20 protein-coding genes are annotated in these 19,910 nt (G+C 63.5%); 19 read left to right on the plus strand and 1 reads right to left on the minus strand.

Features of this window, described 5'->3' with window-relative positions; translation table 11 throughout:
• The first annotated feature begins 3 nt into the window (after nt 1–3).
• The 16 genes from AC1C2Q_RS16240 (at nt 4) to AC1C2Q_RS16315 (ending at nt 16,422) form a co-directional block, all read left to right on the plus strand.
• Complete coding sequence (locus AC1C2Q_RS16240; protein ID WP_495450972.1) at nt 4–969, plus strand: cell division protein FtsQ/DivIB; 966 nt, start codon at nt 4–6, stop codon at nt 967–969.
• 166 nt (nt 970–1,135) lie between these two features.
• Nucleotides 1,136–2,281, plus strand: a complete 1,146-nt coding sequence (gene ftsZ, locus AC1C2Q_RS16245) for a cell division protein FtsZ (RefSeq protein ID WP_495450973.1) — start codon at nt 1,136–1,138, stop codon at nt 2,279–2,281.
• A gap of 1 nt (nt 2,282) precedes the next feature.
• Nucleotides 2,283–2,963 (plus strand): YggS family pyridoxal phosphate-dependent enzyme, encoded by a 681-nt coding sequence (locus tag AC1C2Q_RS16250; protein WP_495450974.1) that lies wholly within the window; start codon nt 2,283–2,285, stop codon nt 2,961–2,963.
• Nucleotides 2,964–3,003: 40 nt separating this feature from the next.
• Entirely contained in the window at nt 3,004–3,492 is a 489-nt protein-coding gene (locus AC1C2Q_RS16255) for a cell division protein SepF (RefSeq protein WP_495451120.1), read from the plus strand.
• Between the two features lie 3 nt (nt 3,493–3,495).
• Nucleotides 3,496–3,801 carry a YggT family protein gene (locus AC1C2Q_RS16260; RefSeq protein WP_495450975.1) on the plus strand — a complete coding sequence of 102 codons (306 nt, stop codon included), beginning with the start codon at nt 3,496–3,498 and terminating at the stop codon, nt 3,799–3,801.
• Between the two features lie 159 nt (nt 3,802–3,960).
• Nucleotides 3,961–4,605 (plus strand): DivIVA domain-containing protein, encoded by a 645-nt coding sequence (locus AC1C2Q_RS16265; protein WP_495450976.1) that lies wholly within the window; start codon nt 3,961–3,963, stop codon nt 4,603–4,605.
• 97 nt (nt 4,606–4,702) lie between these two features.
• Complete coding sequence (gene lspA / locus AC1C2Q_RS16270; RefSeq protein WP_495451122.1) at nt 4,703–5,254, plus strand: signal peptidase II; 552 nt, start codon at nt 4,703–4,705, stop codon at nt 5,252–5,254.
• A 2-nt stretch (nt 5,255–5,256) separates the two neighbouring features.
• Nucleotides 5,257–6,177: an RluA family pseudouridine synthase gene (locus AC1C2Q_RS16275; protein WP_495450977.1), complete on the plus strand. Its 921-nt coding sequence runs from the start codon at nt 5,257–5,259 to the stop codon at nt 6,175–6,177.
• 56 nt (nt 6,178–6,233) lie between these two features.
• Complete coding sequence (locus AC1C2Q_RS16280; RefSeq protein ID WP_495450978.1) at nt 6,234–6,824, plus strand: GNAT family N-acetyltransferase; 591 nt, start codon at nt 6,234–6,236, stop codon at nt 6,822–6,824.
• Between the two features lie 31 nt (nt 6,825–6,855).
• On the plus strand, nt 6,856–7,458 hold the full coding sequence (locus AC1C2Q_RS16285) for an RNA polymerase sigma factor (RefSeq protein WP_495450979.1): 603 nt from the start codon (nt 6,856–6,858) through the stop codon (nt 7,456–7,458).
• The gene (locus tag AC1C2Q_RS16290; protein WP_495450981.1) at nt 7,433–8,488 is read left to right on the plus strand and encodes a hypothetical protein; all 1,056 of its coding nucleotides are present in this window, start codon (nt 7,433–7,435) and stop codon (nt 8,486–8,488) included. The genes AC1C2Q_RS16285 and AC1C2Q_RS16290 overlap by 26 nt, the downstream gene beginning before the upstream one ends.
• Nucleotides 8,489–8,739: 251 nt before the next feature.
• Nucleotides 8,740–12,210 (plus strand): DNA polymerase III subunit alpha, encoded by a 3,471-nt coding sequence (gene dnaE / locus AC1C2Q_RS16295; protein WP_495451123.1) that lies wholly within the window; start codon nt 8,740–8,742, stop codon nt 12,208–12,210.
• A 111-nt stretch (nt 12,211–12,321) separates the two neighbouring features.
• Nucleotides 12,322–13,578 carry a hypothetical protein gene (locus AC1C2Q_RS16300; protein ID WP_495450982.1) on the plus strand — a complete coding sequence of 419 codons (1,257 nt, stop codon included), beginning with the start codon at nt 12,322–12,324 and terminating at the stop codon, nt 13,576–13,578.
• A gap of 1 nt (nt 13,579) precedes the next feature.
• A complete protein-coding gene (hisD, locus tag AC1C2Q_RS16305; protein ID WP_495450983.1) occupies nt 13,580–14,893 on the plus strand; it encodes a histidinol dehydrogenase in 1,314 nt (437 codons plus the stop codon).
• A 19-nt stretch (nt 14,894–14,912) separates the two neighbouring features.
• A complete protein-coding gene (gene nrdR, locus AC1C2Q_RS16310; RefSeq protein WP_495428488.1) occupies nt 14,913–15,374 on the plus strand; it encodes a transcriptional regulator NrdR in 462 nt (153 codons plus the stop codon).
• 25 nt (nt 15,375–15,399) lie between these two features.
• A complete protein-coding gene (locus AC1C2Q_RS16315) occupies nt 15,400–16,422 on the plus strand; it encodes a quinone-dependent dihydroorotate dehydrogenase (RefSeq protein ID WP_495451124.1) in 1,023 nt (340 codons plus the stop codon).
• A 9-nt stretch (nt 16,423–16,431) separates the two neighbouring features.
• Here the strand turns inward: AC1C2Q_RS16315 and AC1C2Q_RS16320 are convergent, their stop codons facing one another.
• Complete coding sequence (locus AC1C2Q_RS16320) at nt 16,432–17,043, minus strand: DUF3043 domain-containing protein (RefSeq protein WP_495428490.1); 612 nt, start codon at nt 17,041–17,043, stop codon at nt 16,432–16,434.
• On the opposite strand from AC1C2Q_RS16320, the gene AC1C2Q_RS16325 reads away from it, so the two are divergent.
• The 3 genes from AC1C2Q_RS16325 (at nt 17,042) to ctaC (ending at nt 19,909) form a co-directional block, all read left to right on the plus strand.
• Entirely contained in the window at nt 17,042–18,451 is a 1,410-nt protein-coding gene (locus tag AC1C2Q_RS16325; RefSeq protein ID WP_495450985.1) for a dipeptidase, read from the plus strand. The two genes, AC1C2Q_RS16320 and AC1C2Q_RS16325, sit on opposite strands and share 2 nt — an antisense overlap.
• A gap of 87 nt (nt 18,452–18,538) precedes the next feature.
• Nucleotides 18,539–18,901, plus strand: a complete 363-nt coding sequence (erpA, locus tag AC1C2Q_RS16330) for an iron-sulfur cluster insertion protein ErpA (RefSeq protein ID WP_495450986.1) — start codon at nt 18,539–18,541, stop codon at nt 18,899–18,901.
• A gap of 96 nt (nt 18,902–18,997) precedes the next feature.
• A complete protein-coding gene (gene ctaC, locus AC1C2Q_RS16335; protein WP_495450987.1) occupies nt 18,998–19,909 on the plus strand; it encodes an aa3-type cytochrome oxidase subunit II in 912 nt (303 codons plus the stop codon).
• The last annotated feature ends 1 nt before the right edge of the window (nt 19,910 follow it).

The following is a 19,910-nucleotide window of genomic DNA, read 5'->3' on the forward strand; positions in this document are numbered from 1 at the left end:
TCGATGCGTCGTCCGGCACCGCTTCCGACCACGCCAGAGCCGGAGGAGCAGCCTGCACAGGCTCGCCCATCTCGCTTTGCACGCTTCACGCGTGAGGCGCAGGTTGAAGCGGAGTCGGTGGCCCCGCGCGATCCTGTGGATCTCCATAAGCCGAACTCATCTTCGGCGGAGATGTCGGCAGATGTCGCAGCTGCTGAGCCGCAGACGCTTAAGGGACTGACCGCTCGGGATGTCTGGCGTGCGGCCCGCGCGCGTCGCAAGACGTTACGGGCGGAGATCCGCCGATTCACCCAGCGGTCTCGTCGTCGTCGGCTGATCTGGCTCGGTGCGCTGGGCGCCGTCGTATTGCTCATCGGCGGAAGCGTGGCTGCCGCATACAGTCCGTTCTTCGCCGTGCGCAAGGTCACAGTCGTCGGCGCATCCGTTCTTGATCCAACCGCGGTAGAGGCAGCGCTCGCCGATCAGATTGGAACGCCGATCGCGCTTGTTGACGACAACGCGGTGAAGGCGGCCCTGGTCGCATTTCCGCTGATTGAGACGTACGCGCTCGAAGCCAAACCCCCACACGATCTCACGCTTCGTATTGTGGAGCGCACACCGATCGGGGTCATCGCGTCGGATGCCGGGTTCACGCTCGTCGATGCGGCGGGGGTCGCACTTTCGACGACGCCTGACCCTCCGGCCGGGCAGCCGGTGATCGAAGTCGCAGACGGGACGACATCTGCGGCCTTCAAATCGGTCGGTCTGGTGGTCAGGTCGCTGCCGCCGGAGGTGCGTACGAACTTGGCCTCGGTGCAGGCGAGCAGCCAGGACGACGTCACGCTGACGCTCTCCAGCGGGGTGGTCGTCGTGTGGGGGAGCGCAGAGCGTTCCGGCGAAAAAGCCGTGGTACTGGCATCTGTGATGACGGCGAATCCGGGCGCGCACACGTACGATGTGTCCTCGCCGGACGCTGCCGTCGCCGGCTGAGGCCCGTTCCGGGATGGAAACCAGCGACACGCCCGTGTCGCTGCGCGTGCGCGCGCAGAGTGCGCCTACCGTCAATCAGAGAACGCAATACCGGGAAATACTTTACACCTCTAGTTGAGGTTTAAAGTTCACACTCTTTCCAGGCTCAACATATCGGAGGCCGGCCATGAGCCAGAACCAGAACTACCTCGCCGTCATCAAGGTCGTCGGCGTCGGCGGTGGCGGAGTCAACGCCGTCAACCGCATGATCGATCTCGGCCTTCGTGGAGTCGAGTTCATCGCTGTCAACACCGACGCGCAGGCGCTGCTCATGAGCGACGCCGACGTCAAGCTCGACGTGGGCCGCGAGCTAACCAGGGGTCTCGGCGCTGGTGCTGACCCCGAGGTCGGCCGTCGCGCCGCGGAAGACCACGCTGAAGAGATCGAGCAGGCACTCACGGGTGCTGACATGGTCTTCGTTACCGCTGGTGAAGGTGGCGGCACCGGCACCGGTGGTGCTCCGGTCGTCGCACGCATCGCAAAGTCGATCGGCGCGCTGACCATCGGTGTCGTCACGAAGCCGTTCTCCTTCGAGGGCCGTCGTCGGCAGAGTCAGGCTGAGGCCGGCGTCGCGAAGCTCAAGGAAGAGGTCGACACTCTCATCGTCGTGCCGAACGACCGTCTGCTGGAGATCAGCGACCGCGGCATCTCGATGATTGAGGCTTTCGCCACGGCAGACCAGGTGCTCCTCGCCGGTGTGCAGGGCATCACTGACCTCATCACGACCCCCGGTCTCATCAACCTCGACTTCGCCGACGTCAAGTCGGTCATGCAGGGTGCCGGATCTGCTCTCATGGGTATCGGTTCTGCCCGCGGCGCTGACCGCGCAATCAAGGCTGCTGAGCTTGCTGTCGAGTCTCCGCTGCTCGAGGCATCGATCGAGGGCGCGCACGGCGTGCTGCTGTCGATCCAGGGCGGTTCGAACCTCGGCATCTTCGAGATTCACGATGCCGCGGATCTCGTCAAGGAAGCAGCTCACCCCGAGGCGAACATCATCTTCGGTACGGTCATCGACGACACTCTCGGCGACGAGGTTCGCGTCACCGTCATCGCGGCCGGTTTCGACAACGGAGGACCCTCGCTGCGAATCGACCCGATGGTGGTCTCTCGCCCAGCGGCGCCCGCACTGCCAGAGGTCGCACTGTCGGACTCAGGTGAGCAGAGCTCCGCGCAGGATCCGGAGGCCACCCAGCCTGCCCCGCGCATTGCCGCGACCAGCCTGGAGCCGGCGTTCGCTGACGATGACATCGACATCCCCGAGTTCCTGAAGTAAATTGACTGACCTTGCTGCGCGGCTGTCCGCGATCGACTCACAGATCGCGGATGCCGCGCGCATCGCCGGGCGGGATGCCGCTGACATTACCCGAATCGTGGTGACGAAGTTTCATCCAGCATCCCTCGTGAGCGAGCTGCACGCCCTCGGCGTGCGTGACGTCGGCGAGAACCGCCAGCAGGAGCTTTCTGCGAAGTCGGCTGAGCTGGAACTCGACGGCCTGCGTTGGCATTTCATCGGGCAGGCGCAGACGAACAAGGCTGCCACGATTCGCCGCACTGCTGATGTCGTGCATTCCGTCGACCGAATCAAACTCGCAGACTCACTGCACCGAGCCGCGGAGGATGGTGACGTGCTCGACATGCTCGTGCAGGTCAATCTCACTGACGATCCCGGTCGAGGTGGAGTCGCCCCCGATGAGGCTGAGCGCTTCGCCGAACACATCCTCACGCTCCCGTCACTGCGGCTGCGTGGAGTGATGGGTGTTGCGCCGCTCGATGAGGCTCCTGCATCCGCGTTCGCTCGCCTGCGCGGCATTGCCGACAGCATCCGGCGTGTCGAACCGGATGCCACCTGGATCTCCGCCGGCATGACCGGCGACTTCATCGAGGCGATCGCTGCGGGTGCGACACACCTGCGGATCGGCTCGGCAATCACCGGACCCCGGCCCGACCGGGGTTAACCTCGAAACAGATCAGCCCATGCCAAACACGGAGGACACGATGGGAAACCCGCTGAAGAAGACCATGGTGTACCTGGGCCTCGCCGACGAGGAAGAGGCCTACGAGGAGGAGCTTGCTCCGACGCCTGCACGTGCACATCGTGAGCGTGATCGCGACCGCGATCACGAGCAGGATGAGCCCGCTCCCGCGCCGGTGACTCCGCTGCGTCGTCCGGTCGCTGTTCGTCAGCCCACGGCTGGCACGGTCAACGAGATCCTCACGGTGCACCCCAAGCAGTACCGCGACGCCCAGCTGATCGCGGAGAGCTTCCGCGAGGGCATTCCGGTGATCATCAACCTGTCCCAGATGAGCGATGCTGATGCACGCCGTCTGATCGACTTTGCGAGCGGTCTCTCCCTGGGGCTTTACGGCCGCATCGAGCGCGTCACCAGCAAGGTGTTCCTGCTCTCGCCGGAGAACATCGCTATTTCGGGTCACGGTGGCATTGCGCACGCAGATCCGGAATCTGCGGGCTTCGATCAGTCCTGAACCGTGACAACGCTTGTCTCAGTGATCGCATCGATCATTCATCTGATCCTGCTGATCTACATCTTCGTGCTGTTCGCGCGTCTCATTCTCGAGTACATCCCGCTGTTCAATCGTGAGTGGCGCCCCAAGGGCGCCGGTCTCATCGCAGCCGAACTCGTGTACACCGTGACCGATCCTCCTATCCGGATGTTCCGACGCTTCATTCCTCCGTTGCGGATCGGGACTCTCTCATTGGATTTCGGATTCACTCTCACGATGCTCGGCGTGCTGATTCTGATGTCGATCGTGCGGGCATTCATCTACGTGTAGCCCCCGGCCCGTGCGCGCATATGTGACTGCTCACATCGCGTCGTCGGCGAGCGGGGACTATGCTTGCACCCAGGCGTGCGCCCCGGGTACGCGCCGAATCAATACCGAGCCATGCTTCAGTCACTGGCCACAGAACTCATCGAAAGAGGAGCCGAGAAAATGGCACTGACCCCGGATGACGTCGTCACCAAACAGTTCCAGCACGTCCGATTCAAGGACGGCTTCGACCCGGATGAGGTTGACGACTTCCTCGACGAGATCGTCGTCGAGTGGCGTAAGGCTCTCGAAGAGAACGCTGAGCTGAAGGCAAAGCTCGCGTCTTACGAGTCTGGCGAAACGCCGGCCGCTGCCGCATCTGTCGCAGAAGAAGCGCCTGCCGTCGTTGACGAGGTTCCTGCCGTCGTCGTCGTCGCTGAACCGGTGCCTGTTGCCGCAGAAGCTCCTGTCGCCGCGGCTCCGTCCGACGCGACCGGTTCGACCACCGCTACTGCCGGCATCATCGCACTCGCTCAGCGTCTGCATGACGAGCACGTTGCCGAGGGCGAAACGAAGAAGAACCAGCTGATCACTGACGCTCAGACCGAGGTCGACCGCATCCGCACTGAGGCGCAGGCCCAGCAGCGCGAAGAGTCGGCCCGCCTCGAGCGCGAGCGCAACACGTTGGAGGCTCGCATCACCGAGCTCCGCAACTTCGAGCGCGACTACCGCACGCAGCTGCGTGGGTACATCGAGGGCCAGTTGCGCGACCTTGATGAGAAGGCGAACTCGACGGACTCCACGCCGGTCTCCGCGATCGGTCTCTAGGTCGTCCCCTTTGCCAGGACGTCGCCAGATTCGTCGGTCGGCGGCCGGTATTATTGTCGCGGTTCTCGCGGCAGTGGTGCTGGCCGCCGATCAGTTTGTGAAGTACCTCACAGTTGAGAACCTTCCGCTTCATGAAGTGGTGCCGGTTCTCGGTGACTTCCTCCAGCTGTACTACGTGCGAAACCCCGGCGCGGCATTCTCGCTCGGCAGCGAGGTGACGTGGATTTTCACGATCGCGCTCGCGATCGTTGCGGGAATCATCATATGGAAGGCCTTCGGGTTGCGCTCGCGACTGTGGGCGGTCGTTCTCGGCTGCCTGCTGGGCGGAGTGCTGGGAAACCTCACTGACCGACTGCTGCGTGAGCCCGGATTCGGTGTCGGGCACGTTGTCGACATGATCTCGATGCCGTGGATGATGCCGGCGATTTTCAACGTCGCCGACATCTTCATCGTCTGCGGCATGATCTCTGTCGCGCTGCTGGTCGTGCTCGGACTCCGTTTCGACGGCACCCGTGAGAAGGACGATGTCGCTCCCGCGGCAGAGGCTGATTCGGATGCTGCTGGTTCGGGTGCCGCTGATTCGGATGCTGCGATCGATGCAGCCGACGCTGTCGAGGCTGTCGACGCTGATTCCGACAAAGGCGCCTGAGCGTGGAGTCGCGATCATTGCCCGTTCCTGACGGGCTGGAAGGTGCCCGCGTCGACGCGGCTCTGGCCAAGATGCTCGGCTTCTCCCGGACGTTCGCGGCCGAGGTCGCTGAGGCGGGAGGCGTGAGCCTGGACGGCGTCACGCTCGGAAAATCCGACCGGCTTCGCGCCGGTGGATGGCTGAGCGTGGAGTGGCAGCCGAAAGAAGAGCCGAAGATCATTCCCATCGTCGTTCCCGAACTCGGGATCGTCTACGACGATGACGACATCATCGTGGTGGACAAGCCGTCAGGCGTCGCCGCACACCCCTCCCAGGGTTGGGAGGGCCCGACTGTGCTCGGTGCTCTCGCCGGGGCAGGATTCCGCGTGGCCACCAGCGGCGCTGCCGAGCGTGCAGGCATCGTTCATCGACTTGACGTCGGCACGAGCGGCCTCATGGTCGTCGCAAAGAGCGAATCGGCGTACACAGCCCTGAAGCATGCGTTCAAAGAGCGTACGGTCGAGAAGATCTACCACGCGGTCGTGCAGGGGCATCCTGATCCGCTCGCAGGCACGATTGATGCGCCGATCGGACGCCACCCGAGCCACTCGTGGAAGTTTGCAGTCACGCCTTCTGGCAAAGACTCTGTGACGCACTACGAGACGCTCGAGGCGTTCCCTGGAGCGTCGCTGCTGGAGATTCACCTGGAGACCGGGCGCACTCACCAGATTCGCGTGCACATGGCCGCCCACCGGCATCCCTGCGTCGGTGATCCTCTCTATGGGGCCGACCCGACGATCGCGGCCAGGTTGGGACTCACCCGCCAGTGGCTGCACGCTCACAAGCTCGCATTCACGCACCCGGCAACGGGGGAGTGGGTCGGGTTCGAATCGCCATATCCTGACGACTTCGTGCACGCTTTGGATGTTCTGCGCGGCGATTGACTCGCGCTGACTGACGCGGCGCACCGGATGTCTGCAGCGTCCGGCACACTATCTTCATGAGCATGACGGTGCGCCCGGCGACAGTGTTCGACGACGTCGCGACGCTTGTCGGGCCGAAGAAACCGACCTCCAACGTGTGTTTCTGCCTGAGCTACCGAATCGGAAGCAAAGAGAACAACGCGCTGCGAGGCGATGCCAGGGCTGAGCGGGTGCGGGAGCTGTGCGATCACGACCCGCCGCCGGGGGTGATCGCTTACCTCGACGACGAGCCTGTGGGATGGGCGGCGATTCATCCGCGCCGTGACACGAGTTTCGCGCGAAACCGGTTGATTCCACACGTCGATGACCTCGATGTGTGGTCACTGTGGTGCTTTCGGGTGCGCCCTGGCTACCGCAAGCAGGGAGTCATGCACTCGCTGATCGAGGGCGCCGTCGCATATGCGAAGGACCGCGGCGCACCGGCCGTGGAGGGGTACCCGGTTGACAATGCTGGCGAGCGAGTCGACTTGACGATGATGTATGTCGGCACCAAATCGCTGTTCGAGAAAGCGGGATTCTTTCAGGCCGCGGAGACAAGTTCAGTGCTCAACGGATTCCCTCGTGTCGTGATGAGGCTGGATCTGTCGAAGTCCAGGAAGAAAGTGTGAACTGTCCGGGCCGTGGCGGGCAATACCCAGTGTGAGCACAGACAACGAGATCATCGCGCGGTCGCTCGACGAACCAGGAGCCTTCTCCCAGATCTTCGAACGGCACGTTCGCCCCGTCGGTGGGTACGTCCGGCGACGGGTCGGCACGGATGCCGTCGATGATGTCCTCAGCGAGACGTTTCTTGTGGCGTTCCGGCGTCGAGCATCGTTTGACGGTGCCTGGGAATCGGCATTGCCGTGGCTACTGGGGATCGCGACGCGGCTGGTCAAGAGTCACCGGGCCGCAGAGGCGCGTCAATGGCGCGCTTTCGAGGCGTCTTCTGGTGCGGCGATGCCGAGCGGCATACCGCACGTCGAGTCTGACGACCAGCTCGATGCGCAGGCAGCCTTGCGCGGCCTCGCACCACGGATCGCAGCGTTGTCGACGAAGGATCGAGACACCCTGTTGCTGTACGCCTGGGGAGATCTGACCTACGAACAGGTTGCAGCGGCGCTTGGCGTGCCCGTCGGCACGGTGAGGTCTCGTTTGAATCGCGTTCGTCGCAAGCTCGCACCTCCCGGGTCGCACGGTGCGTCCCGGCTGACCTGGATGGTGAAGGAGGAGAGCGATGTCGCTTACGGAACGAGTTCGTGAGATCGGCGCCGATGAGGCGCAGGCAACAGACGAGAACATCCGAATGGCGCGGAATGCGCTGACGCGGGAGATTGCGCGGAGTCGACGTCCGGAGCGGGTGCGTCGCACAAGGCGCCGCTGGGCGGGAATAGGAATCGGCGGGTTGGTGGCTGGCGTCGCAGCGACCGCCATCGTCGTGGGGTCGGTGGTGGCTCCAGTGGAAGCGCCGAGTGCGTCGGCGGCCGAGGTGTTGAACGAGGCGGCGGATGCCACGCTGCACGCCTCCGTGCTCGATCCGGCTCCAGGACAGTACATCCGCATCCAAGAGGTGTCGACGCAGACGCTGGGCTGGACTCCGGATCCAAGCGCTGCCGAGCGGGGATTTCTCGACAGTCGCGGCTCGGCGACGGAAGCGACGGTACGCGAGACTCGATCGCTGTACGTGCCTGCGGATCGGGCGCAGGACTGGGTGGAGGACTACGACGAGTCGACCGAGATTCTCTCGATCTCCGGTCCCGAGGCGGACGATGCCCGAGCCGTGCTCGAGTCCGAAGGAGCTGGACCGGGAATGGGCGTGCAGGTGTATCCAGGCGGCGTCTACAGCCTGACCGGTGTCGGTGCCGAAGGGGTCGAACCGGAGGACATCCACTATTTCCACCGCAATGCGTTGGACTGCTATTACGACGACATGCCGCGCGACGCCACACTTTTGGTCGAGTGGCTCGACACCTACGACCAAGAGTACCTGTCATCGTGTTCGCCGCCGCGGCTCGGCGAGCCAATTGAGTTCAACCTCGCGCCCGCGGAGCTGCGGGCTGCGATGTTCCAGGCGCTCGCGCTCGTGGATGGCGCCGAGGTGGTGCGAGTGGACGGCGATATCACCACGATCGCCTTCCCCGAGGGCGGCGAGAGCGACTGGATGCAGACAGTCGATGTGGATACGACAAAGGGGCTGATAGTCGGTCGCGGTGATCTTGAGGAGGGCAGCTGGTCCAGCAGAGTTATCGTGACTGTCATCGATGAGATCCCGGCATCCGTGAAGATTCCCTGACGGACGCGCGTATGACCTTCACCGTCCCGTCGTCGACGCGGCGCCGTAGCTGCAGCATCCGATCGGGCTGTCCCGAGATCAGGAGCTGTTACCGAGATCAGGAGGTTTCCGGGGAAATCTCCTGATCTCGGGACGACCTCCTGATCTCGGCGCTACTCCATATCAAAACCCCGACGTCTGTGCCCCGACGTAGACTCGAATACGTGGCATCCGACTCCTTCGTTCATCTTCACGTGCACAGCGAATACTCGATGCTGGATGGCGCCGCGAAGATCGCCTCCATGACGAAAGCGGCCGCTGATTACGGCATGCCGGCCATCGCTGTCACCGATCACGGCAACACCTTCGCGGCCTTCGAGTTCTACAACGCGGCGAAGAACGCCGGGGTGAAACCGATCATCGGGCTCGAGGCCTACGTCACTCCCGGCACCCACCGCAGCGACAAGACTCGAGTGGCCTGGGGCTCGCCCGATCAGAAGCGCGATGACGTTTCCGGTTCCGGCGCGTACACCCACATGACCATGTGGAGCCAGAGCACAGAGGGCATGCATAACCTGTTCCGCCTCAGCTCACTGGCGAGCTTGGAAGGGCAGTATTTCAAGCCCCGTATGGATCGTGAGCTCCTGCAGACCTACGGCAAGGGGCTTATCGCCACGACCGGATGCCCGTCCGGAGAGATCCAGACCCGCATTCGTCTCGGCCAGTATGACGAGGCTCGCGCCGCGGCAGCCGAGTTCCAGGACATCTTCGGCAAAGAGAACTACTTCGCCGAGATCATGGATCACGGACTCTCCATCGAGCGTCGTGTGATGACGGATCTGCTGCGACTGTCGAAGGACCTCGGCATTCCGCTGGTCGGCACGAACGACTCGCACTACACGCACCAGCACGAGGCAGACGCTCACGAAGCGCTGCTGTGCGTGCAGTCCGGCTCGACGCTCGATGACCCGAACCGCTTCAAATTCGACGGCGACGGGTACTACATCAAGACCGCGCAGGAGATGCGTCAGCTCTTCCGCGACAACCCGGAGGCATGCGACAACACCCTGCTGATCGCGGAGCGCTGCGAGGTCGAGTTCAACACCTCGGCGAACTACATGCCACGCTTCCCTGTGCCAGAAGGTGAAACCGAGGACAGCTGGCTGATCAAAGAGGTCGAGGCAGGGCTCCACTATCGGTACCCGTCCGGCATTCCGGACAAGGTTCGTAAGCGGGCCGAGTACGAGACCGACATCATCCTGCAGATGGGGTTCCCCGGCTACTTCCTCGTGGTTGCCGACTTCATCAACTGGGCCAAGAACAACGGCATCCGCGTTGGTCCTGGTCGTGGTTCTGGTGCCGGCTCCATGGTCGCCTACGCGATGAAGATCACCGACCTCGACCCGATTGAGCACGGACTCATCTTCGAGCGCTTCCTCAACCCTGATCGCGTCTCGATGCCTGACTTCGACGTCGACTTCGATGACCGGCGCCGCGGCGAGGTCATCGACTACGTCACCGAAAAGTACGGCTCAGAGCGGGTGGCGCAGATCGTCACCTACGGCACCATCAAGTCAAAGCAGGCGCTGAAGGATGCCGGGCGTGTGCTCGGCTTCCCGTTCAGCATGGGCGATCGACTCACCAAGGCGATGCCGCAGCCCGTGATGGGAAAGGACATGCCGCTGACGGGCATGTTCGACTCCGCGCATCCGCGCTACAAGGAAGCCAGCGAATTCCGTGCGCTTATCGAGACCGATCCGGAGGCGAAGACGGTCTTTGACCGTGCTCTGGGGCTCGAGGGGCTGAAGCGCCAGTGGGGCGTGCACGCGGCCGGTGTCATCATGTCGAGCGAGCCGATCATCGACATTGTCCCGATCATGCGCCGCGAGCAGGACGGTCAGATCGTCACGCAGTTCGACTATCCGTCATGTGAAAGCCTCGGCTTGATCAAGATGGACTTCCTCGGGCTCCGCAACCTCACGATCATCTCCGACGCCCTCGATAACATCCGCGCGAACAAGGGTGAGGATGTCGATCTCGAACACCTCGAGCTCGACGATCAACCGGCGTACGACCTGCTCTCGCGCGGTGACACGCTGGGGGTGTTCCAGCTCGACGGCGGACCGATGCGCTCACTGCTGCGGCTGATGAAGCCTGACAACTTCGAAGACATTTCAGCCGTCATCGCGCTGTACCGACCTGGGCCCATGGGTGCGAACTCGCACACCAATTACGCCCTGCGCAAGAACAACCTGCAGCCGATCACCCCGATCCATCCTGAGCTTGAAGAGCCGCTCAAGGACATCCTGGACACGAGTTATGGCCTGATCATCTATCAGGAGCAGGTCATGGCGATCGCGCAGAAGGTCGCAGGCTTCAGCCTCGGCCAGGCAGATATTCTCCGCCGCGCGATGGGTAAGAAGAAGAAGTCCGAACTGGACAAGCAGTACGAGGGCTTCGCAGGCGGCATGAAGGAGCGCGGCTTCGGCGAAGCAGCCGTCAAGGCGCTCTGGGAGATTCTGCTGCCCTTCTCGGACTACGCCTTCAACAAGGCGCACTCCGCCGCGTACGGTCTCGTCTCGTACTGGACCGCGTATCTCAAAGCGCATTTCCCGGCCGAGTACATGGCCGCGCTGCTGACGAGCGTCGGCGACTCCAAAGATAAGATGGCGATCTACCTCAACGAGTGTCGCCGTATGGGCATCAAGGTATTGCCGCCTGATGTGCGCGAGTCGATCAACTTCTTCGCCGCAGTCGGGGAGGACATCCGCTTCGGCCTCGGTGCTGTGCGAAACGTCGGCAGCAACGTCGTCGATGGCATCGTCGAATCGCGCAAGAAGGAGAATTTCGACTCCTTCCACGACTTCCTCAAGAAGGTGCCGCTGCACGTCTCGAACAAGCGCACCGTCGAATCTCTGATCAAGGCTGGCGCCTTCGACTCAATGGGCGACACGCGTCGTGCGCTCATGGAAATCCATGAGGATGCCACAGAAGCAGCCGTCGATCAGAAGCGCAAGGAAGCTCAGGGAGCCATCGGCTTCGACTTCGACAGCCTTTATGACGCTGTGGAAGAGACGATCCCGGCGAAGGTTCCTGACCGGCCGGAGTGGATCAAGAAGGACAAACTCGCCTTCGAGCGCGAGATGCTCGGTCTGTATGTCTCCGACCATCCGCTCGCGGGGCTAGAGGTTCCGCTCGCGAAGCACGCCTCTATTTCGATCCACAATCTGCTCGCCTCAGAGGACCTTCAAGACGGCGACCAGGTCACCGTCGCGGGGCTTGTCACTAGCGTTCAGCATCGGGTGGCGAAGGCCAGCGGAAATCCCTACGGCATGATCACCGTCGAGGACTTCAACGGCGAGGTCACCGTGATGTTCATGGGCAAGACCTACACCGAGTACCAGCACACGCTGCAGCAGGATGCCATTCTGGCGGTGCGCGGACGCATCTCGCGCCGTGACGATGGACTGAACCTGCACGGGCAATCGGCATTCAGCCCAGACATCGGCTCCTTCGATACCGCGGGGCCCCTCTCGCTCGTGCTCGCGGAGCAGCGTGCGACCGAGCGGGTGATGCATGATCTGGCAGAGGTGCTGCGTCGACACAATGGCGAGACAGAGGTAATTCTCCGGGTGCATCGCGGTAGAACCGCCAAGATATTCGACGTGCCGATGCCGGTGAAGGTAACTGCCGATCTATTCGGTGACCTGAAGTCGTTGCTGGGTCCCGCCTGCCTCGGCTGAGGCGCCATCCGAAGTCACGCAGACGAGGCGTACGGGCGCACCAGGTAATATCGGGACGCGTTGGACGCGCCGGATCCGATGGTGCGCACCAAATGGAAAGGATCTCGCTTCATGAGTACTGATTCCCCTGACGAGCCCTTCAACGACGAGCCCTTCACTGACGAGCCCTTCACTGACGAGGACGGCGTCCTCTATGACGAAGAGGTCGCACCGGAGTACGGCATCCTCGGCTTCACGCTGCGCGAGATTCTTGTCGTCGCAGTGTGGTTGGTCGCTTTCATCACCTCGTTCTTCCCGCTGTACCCGCAACTGAGCAGCAGCACCATCTGGATGGCGGGGATCTCCTGGATCCTGCCGATCGGGCTGCCCACCGTTGCGGTATTCCTCATTGTTCTGCGCAGGCTCTCCCCTGAGGGAATCCGCCGAGTCGGGTCACTGGGTATCGATCAGTTCGCATCAGTCGCGTTCTCCGTTTCCGCGATCTCCTGGGCGAGTGCTCAGTGGGAGATCTTCTCTGCGGGGGCGGGGCGGGGCTACTTCACGTTGAGCTGGGTGACGATCGTGCAGTCCATCGCGATGCTGGCACTCGTCGTACTCACGGTGTTTGCGCCGCTCATCCCTGGGCTGCGTGAGGACTTCCGTGGCCGCTTGGTCACTCTCTCGCATCGCAATGCGAACCCGGTGCGCCCGGTCATCGCGCGGCCGCGCCCTGCCCCGGCCGACTCGGCCCCGGCGGGCTCGGCCCCGGCGGGCGAGTCTGTTGAAGGACGCGCGACCGATGACAGCGCGACCGATGACAGCGGGCTTTCTACCGCAGACGAGCCTGTGCTCGACGCGGAGACATCCGGGCAGAACGACACCGACGAGATCGCGCATCTCGGCTTGGCGAGCAGCGTGCCGTTGACATCACATGCATCGGGTGGGGAGCTCGGCACGGTGAGCGAGGCCGGGGAAAGCGGCTACGTTCCCAGCTATGCCCGCTCGTCACGCGGTCAGGACGAAGCAGAATCGGATGCCGCGCCGGTAGCTGATGTTGAGCCGGCAGCGAATGCCGAGCCGGTGGCCGAAGTCGAGCCGGCAGCAGGTGCCGAGTCGGCAGTGAATGCCGAGCCGGCAGCCGAAGTTGAGCCTGCGGCCGAAGCTGAGCGAGAAGAGCCATACGCGCAACCCATCGCTGACGCACAGCCGTTCTGGGCGCTCGCGCCCACCGAGCGCGATGTCTTCGATGCGCGTGGCGAGCCGCTGTTCCGGATCGGACCGGATGCCTGGGCTCTCGTCATCGAAGACCGTGGCGGCGCCTACGTGGTTCGCCATGACGACGGGCGCATCGGTTACCTGCACGACATTGAAGACATTACGAAAGGCTGAAGTGCGCACGATTGATCTGCGAGGGCAACAGCTCTCGCCGGCAGATATGCTCGCCGCCGTTCCACGCGCCGCACAGGCGCGGGCGGAGGCGCTGGAGACCGCAGCGCGGATCGTGGAAGACGTGCGTGCACGCGGCGAAGACGCTCTGCGCGAGCAAGCGGAACGATTCGACCGGGTGACCGGCCACGCCATCCGCGTTCCCGCCGAGCACATCGCGGAGGCGCTCGCATCCGTCGATCCCATCGTGCGCACCGCACTGGAAGAGGCGATCCGCCGAGTGCGCCAGGGCTCTGCAGCACAGGTGCCTGCATCCCAAACCACAGTGATCGGGACGGGAGCGCGGATCGTCCAGCGCTGGCAGCCTGTCAGCCGCGCCGGCGTGTACATTCCGGGCGGCAAGGCTCCGCTCGCCTCGAGCGTCGTGATGAACGTGGTTCCCGCGCAGGTCGCCGGCGTCTCCAGCATCGCACTCGCCTCCCCGCCGCAGGCGGACGGACGGATCCACCCGAACATCCTCGCCGCGGCCGGCCTCCTCGGTGTCTCGGAGATCTACGCCATCGGAGGAGCTGGCGCGATCGGCGCTCTTGCCTGGGGAGTCCCGGCCATCGGGCTCGACCCTGTCGATGTCGTCTCCGGCCCGGGCAACAACTACGTCGCCTCCGCCAAGCGTGCAGTCGCCGGAGTCGTCGGCACCGATTCCGAAGCCGGCGCGACAGAGATCCTGATCGTCGCGGATGCTGCGGCGGATGCACGTCTGATCGCTGCTGACCTCGTGAGTCAAGCGGAGCACGACGAGCAGGCATCCGCTGTTCTCGTCACCGACGATGAAACGCTGGCTGAGCGTGTGGTCACAGAGGTTGCAGCGTTCGCCGCAGCGACCCGACACAATGAGCGCGTCGCGGTGTCTCTGGCAGGTCCGCAGTCGGCGATCGTTCTCGTCGATGATCGCGCCATGGCGACGGCATTCAGTAACGCTTATGCCCCCGAGCACCTCGAACTGCACCTTGTCGATGCAGAGGCTGCGGCATCCGATTTCACCAGCGCAGGCGCGGTCTTCGTGGGAGACCAGACGCCGGTGAGCCTGGGCGATTATATGGCGGGAAGTAACCACGTTCTCCCGACCGGAGGGCAGGCGCGCTATGCGCCAGGTCTCGGCGCGTACACGTTCCTTCGCCCGCAACAGGTGATCTCCTACGATCACGCTGCTCTGGCCGCGGTGCGTGCCGGGGTCGTTGCGCTAGCGAACGCTGAGGTGCTCCCCGCTCACGGCGAGGCCATCGATGCACGGTTTGTATCCGAGTCCGTACAGGACTGAGCGAGTACGCTGTAACATCATGCACTGCCCCTTCTGCCGCCATCCCGATTCGCGCGTCATCGACTCTCGTACGAGCGACGATGGCCTCTCTATTCGTCGGCGCCGGCAATGCCCGGAGTGCGGCGGTCGTTTCAGTACGACCGAAACCGCCAGTCTCAACGTGATCAAGCGGTCGGGGGTCATGGAGCCGTTCAGTCGCGAGAAGGTGATCGCTGGCGTTCGGAAGGCGTGTCAGGGACGCCCGGTGACGGAAGCGGACCTCGCTATTCTGGCTCAACGAGTCGAAGAGGCGGTGCGTCAGACAGGCGTCTCGCAACTGGACGCGAATGAGATCGGCCTGTCGATTCTTGGGCCTCTCCGGGACCTCGACAAGGTCGCATACCTGCGCTTCGCGAGTGTTTACCAGGCGTTCGAGTCGTTGGAAGACTTCGAGAGCGCCATCGGTGATCTGCGTGCAGATCATGCAGCGGCAGGGAAATAGCCCGCCGACCGGTAATCTGGCAGGGATGTATCCGCTGCTCTTTCGCGCCGTTCTTTCGCGCTTCGACCCCGAGTTCGCCCACCACGCCGGGATGGTGGTGATCCGTGTGCTCGGCGTTCCGCCATTCTCATGGGTTACGCGCGCGATCACCGCGCCACCCGCAGATCAGAAGGTGAGCGCGCTGGGGCTCACCTTCGATTCGCCTTTCGGCGTCGCAGCAGGCTTCGACAAGAACGCTGTCGGCGTGCGGGGTTTTGCGGCGCTGGGCTTCGGCCACGTCGAGGTGGGCACCCTGACGGCGATCCCGCAAGATGGCAACCCCCGGCCGCGTCTGTTCCGTTTGGTGGCGGATCGTGCCGTCATCAACCGGATGGGCTTCAACAACGAAGGGGCGGATGCCGCGGCACGTCGCCTGGAGAAGCTGCGGCGCCGTCGCCCGAAGACGGTCATCGGCGTCAACATCGGCAAGAGCCGTGTCGTCGAGGTGGAAGACGCAACGGCCGACTACGTCGCGAGCGCGAAGAAGCTCGCACCGCTGGCTGATTATCTGGCGGTCAACGTCTCCTCGCCGAACACGCCTGGCCTTCGCGGTCTGCAAGCGGTCGAGACGCTGGCGCCGCTACTTCGCGCGGTGAAGGATGCTGCAGGGGTCACGCCGCTGTTGGTAAAGATCGCGCCCGATCTGCCCGACGAAGAGATCGCCGCAATCGCGCGGCTCGCCGTCGCCGAGGGGCTCGACGGGATCATCGCGCACAACACCACGATCGGCCGTGAGGGACTCACAACGGATGCCGCTGTCGTGGAGGCGGCGGGTGCTGGCGGGCTTTCTGGGGCGCCGCTGCGCGAGCGCTCGATGGACGTGCTCCGTGTGGTCCGCGCCGCCGTGCCGAATGAGTTCTGTGTGATCTCCGTCGGGGGAGTGGAGACGGCATCCGACGTGCGAGAGCGGCTGGACGCCGGTGCCACCCTCGTGCAGGGATACACCGCGTTCCTCTACCGCGGGCCGCTCTGGGCGCGTCAGATCAACCGCGGCTTGCGCCGGGGCTGAGCCGCCGCGTCACTCCGGGTACTGGCGGCGCTTGACCTGAGGCTTGGGCAGACGCATGAAACGCATCTGGAGCGAGCGCATCGCGGCATACCAGCCGAGACCCTTCTCCAGCCGGTCCTTACCGAACTTCGCTGCGGCCTTCCGCTTCACGCGCATTCCGAGCAGGATCATGTCGATCACTGCAACGACGATGAACGCCCACAAGCCGGCGAACGCGAAGAACGAGAATGTGGGGTCTGGCACGAGCGAGACCAGGATGACGACGACCATGAGCGCCATCACCCATTCGGAGACATGCCAGCCTGCATCGACGTAGTCGCGCACCCAACGGCGCTGCGGCCCCTTGTCACGGGCAGGAAGGTATCGGTCCTCACCCGCTGCCATCCCGGCCTGAGCGCGATCGCGCTGCTCGCGCAACTGCAGCTTCGCTGCGGCGCGGGCTTCTTTGGTGTCAGCCACGAGGGGTCGACGACGGGCAGCTTCCTGCTCGGCGCGACTGGGCGTCGGCCGTCCCTTGCCGACGGCCGGCGTCTCGGCGGAGTCGTCGGGTGTCGATGGGGTGGAAGTGGCCACGAGGCTCCTCGGGTAGAGAACAGGGATCGGCCTTAAGATTACTCGCATGACATCCGTCCAGCCCAATGCAGACCCCGCCATCGAATCCGCTGTCGCTGAGGCAGTGGCCATCGGCATCCCTTCAGCGCTGTCCGATCTCGGTGATCTGGTGCGAATTCCCGGTATTGCCTGGCCCTCGTTCGACCAGACACAGCTCGTGCGCAGTGCGGAGCGTGTTGCGGCACTCGCCACCGAAACGGGTGTTTTCGACGAGGTTCGCGTGCTCCGCGCTGCGATTGCAGGCACAGACGAGTTTGGTCAGCCCGCAGTGCTCGCGACGAGGGCAGCACGCGGCGGCAAGCCCACGATTCTGCTGTACGCGCACCACGATGTGCAGCCTCCAGGGGCCGACGAGCTCTGGGACACGCCTCCGTTCGAACCAACCGTGCGTGACGGCCGGCTCTACGGGCGAGGCGCTGCGGATGACAAGGCTGGGATCATGGCGCACATCGCCTCGCTACGCGCCGTCTCCGAAGTACTCGGCGATGACCTCGATCTCGGTGTCTCGATGTTCATCGAGGGGGAGGAAGAGTACGGCTCCGCATCTTTTGCACAGTTCCTCAGCGACAACCTCGACGCCCTTCGTGCCGACGTCATCGTGGTTGCTGACTCCGGTAACTGGGATGCCACGACACCCGGCCTTACCGTCTCGCTGCGCGGGAACGCACGCTTCACGCTGAAGGTGCGGACTCTTGAGCACGCCTCACACTCCGGCATGTTCGGGGGAGCGGTGCCCGACGCGATGATGGCGACCGTCCGATTGCTCTCGACCCTCTGGGACGCAGATGGCGCCGTGGCGGTCGAAGGGATGACGCAGCGCGACACGCCCACTCCGGAGTACTCCGAAGAGACGCTGCGCGACGAAGCAGGGCTGTTGCCTGACACGGCACCGATCGGGCGGGACAGCATCCTCAGCCGAATCTGGAACAAGCCGGCCGTCACCGTCATCGGAATCGACGCGACCGATGTGGCTTCGGCATCCAACACCCTGCTCCCTGAAGTGAGCGTGGTCGTCAGTGCGCGCGTCGCACCGGGGCAGTCTGGCGAAGAGGCATACGCGGCACTCGAGCAGCACCTGCGCTCGAATGCGCCGTTCGGTGCTGAACTCACATTCTCCGACATTGATCTCGGCAACGGATTCCTTGTCGACACCAGCGGTTGGGCGGTCAGTCTGGCTCGCCAGGCCATGGCAGACGGATACGGAGCGGACCCGGTGGACCTCGGCGTCGGCGGTTCGATTCCGTTCATCGCCGATCTGGTGCGGGAGTTCCCCGCTGCGCAGATTCTCGTCACTGGGGTGGAAGACCCGCATGCGCGTGCGCACAGCCCTAATGAATCTCTGCACCTCGACACATTCCGGCACGCAGTCGCGACGGAGGCGCTGCTTCTGACCCGCATGAATGAGATCACTCTCTGATCAACCCGACTTCGGCGCCGTATCGCGCGGCCGAAGGTAGAATCAGAGCAACCAGCCGCGTGCGTGCGGCCTGTCATAAGGAGCGACATGAGCGACACCACACTGACCACGGAGACCTCAACGGCCCACGGCATCAAACTGACTGATGCTGCGGCAACCAAGGTGAAGAACCTTCTCGAGCAGGAGGGACGTCAGGATCTGCGTCTGCGCGTCGCAGTTCAGCCGGGCGGATGCTCTGGCCTCATCTACCAGCTCTACTTCGACGAGCGCTACCTCGATGGCGACGAGACCGTTGATTTCGATGGCGTCGAGGTCATCGTCGATAACATGAGCGTGCCTTACCTCGATGGCGCATCGATTGATTTCAAGGACACGATTTCCGAGCAGGGGTTCACGATCGACAACCCGAATGCTGGCGGTAGCTGCGCCTGTGGAGACAGCTTCCACTGAGTGTCAGCCGTGCCAAGCCTGCGTGGTTGGCATGAATCAGGTGTGAGCTTGCCCTAGACTTGGCTAAGCCCTGTCCGCGATATTGAAAGGTGAATCGTGCCCTCGAAACGCCGCCTTCGTTGGGCCGCAATTCCAGTAGGAGTTGCGGCAGCCGTGGTTCTGGCGGGATGTTCTCCCACCGAACTACACGGATTCCTCCCGGGCTTCGTGGAAGACGGCACTGCCGCCACGAACCAGACCGACCGTGTTGCGGGACTCTGGGTGAACTCCTGGATTGTTCTCCTCATTGTCGGCATGATCACGTGGGCGCTGATGGGGTGGGCCGCAGTCGCGTACCGTCGCCGCAAGGGCCAGACCGGTCTGCCGGTGCAGATGCGCTACAACATGCCGATCGAGATCTTCTATACGATCATCCCGTTGATCCTCGTCATGGGCATGTTCTTCTTCACAGCCCGCGACCAGGCGTCGATCGAGACGCAGTGGGACGACCCAGATGTCGAGATCACCGCGATCGGCAAGCAGTGGGCGTTCGACTTCATGTACGCCGGCGAAGACGACGATCTCACTGACGCGGTGTGGACCATGGGCGTTCAGGCTCAGTCTGACGCGAACGGTGACGTCGACGTCGCAGAACTGCCGACGCTGGTGCTCCCCGTCGATCAGAAGGTGCACATCAGCCTGCAGTCGCGTGATGTAATCCACTCGTTCTGGATCATCGACTTCCTCTACAAGAAGGACATGTACATCGGGAAGGACAACTCCTGGTCCTTCATCCCGACGCGTGTCGGCGAGTATGCCGGAAAGTGTGCTGAGCTCTGCGGCGAGTACCACTCGATGATGCTCTTCAACGTGAAGGTCGTAGAGCAGGACGAGTACGACGCGTATCTCGAGTCGCTTCGCGACGAGGGCAACACGGGCGATATCACGGACGCTTACGACCGTCTCAACAACTTCCCGGGCACTGGCGCATCCACGTCCGAGACGGACTCCGAGGAACAGGGAGAATAAG

Source organism: Microbacterium sp. Y356 (assembly GCF_059445355.1).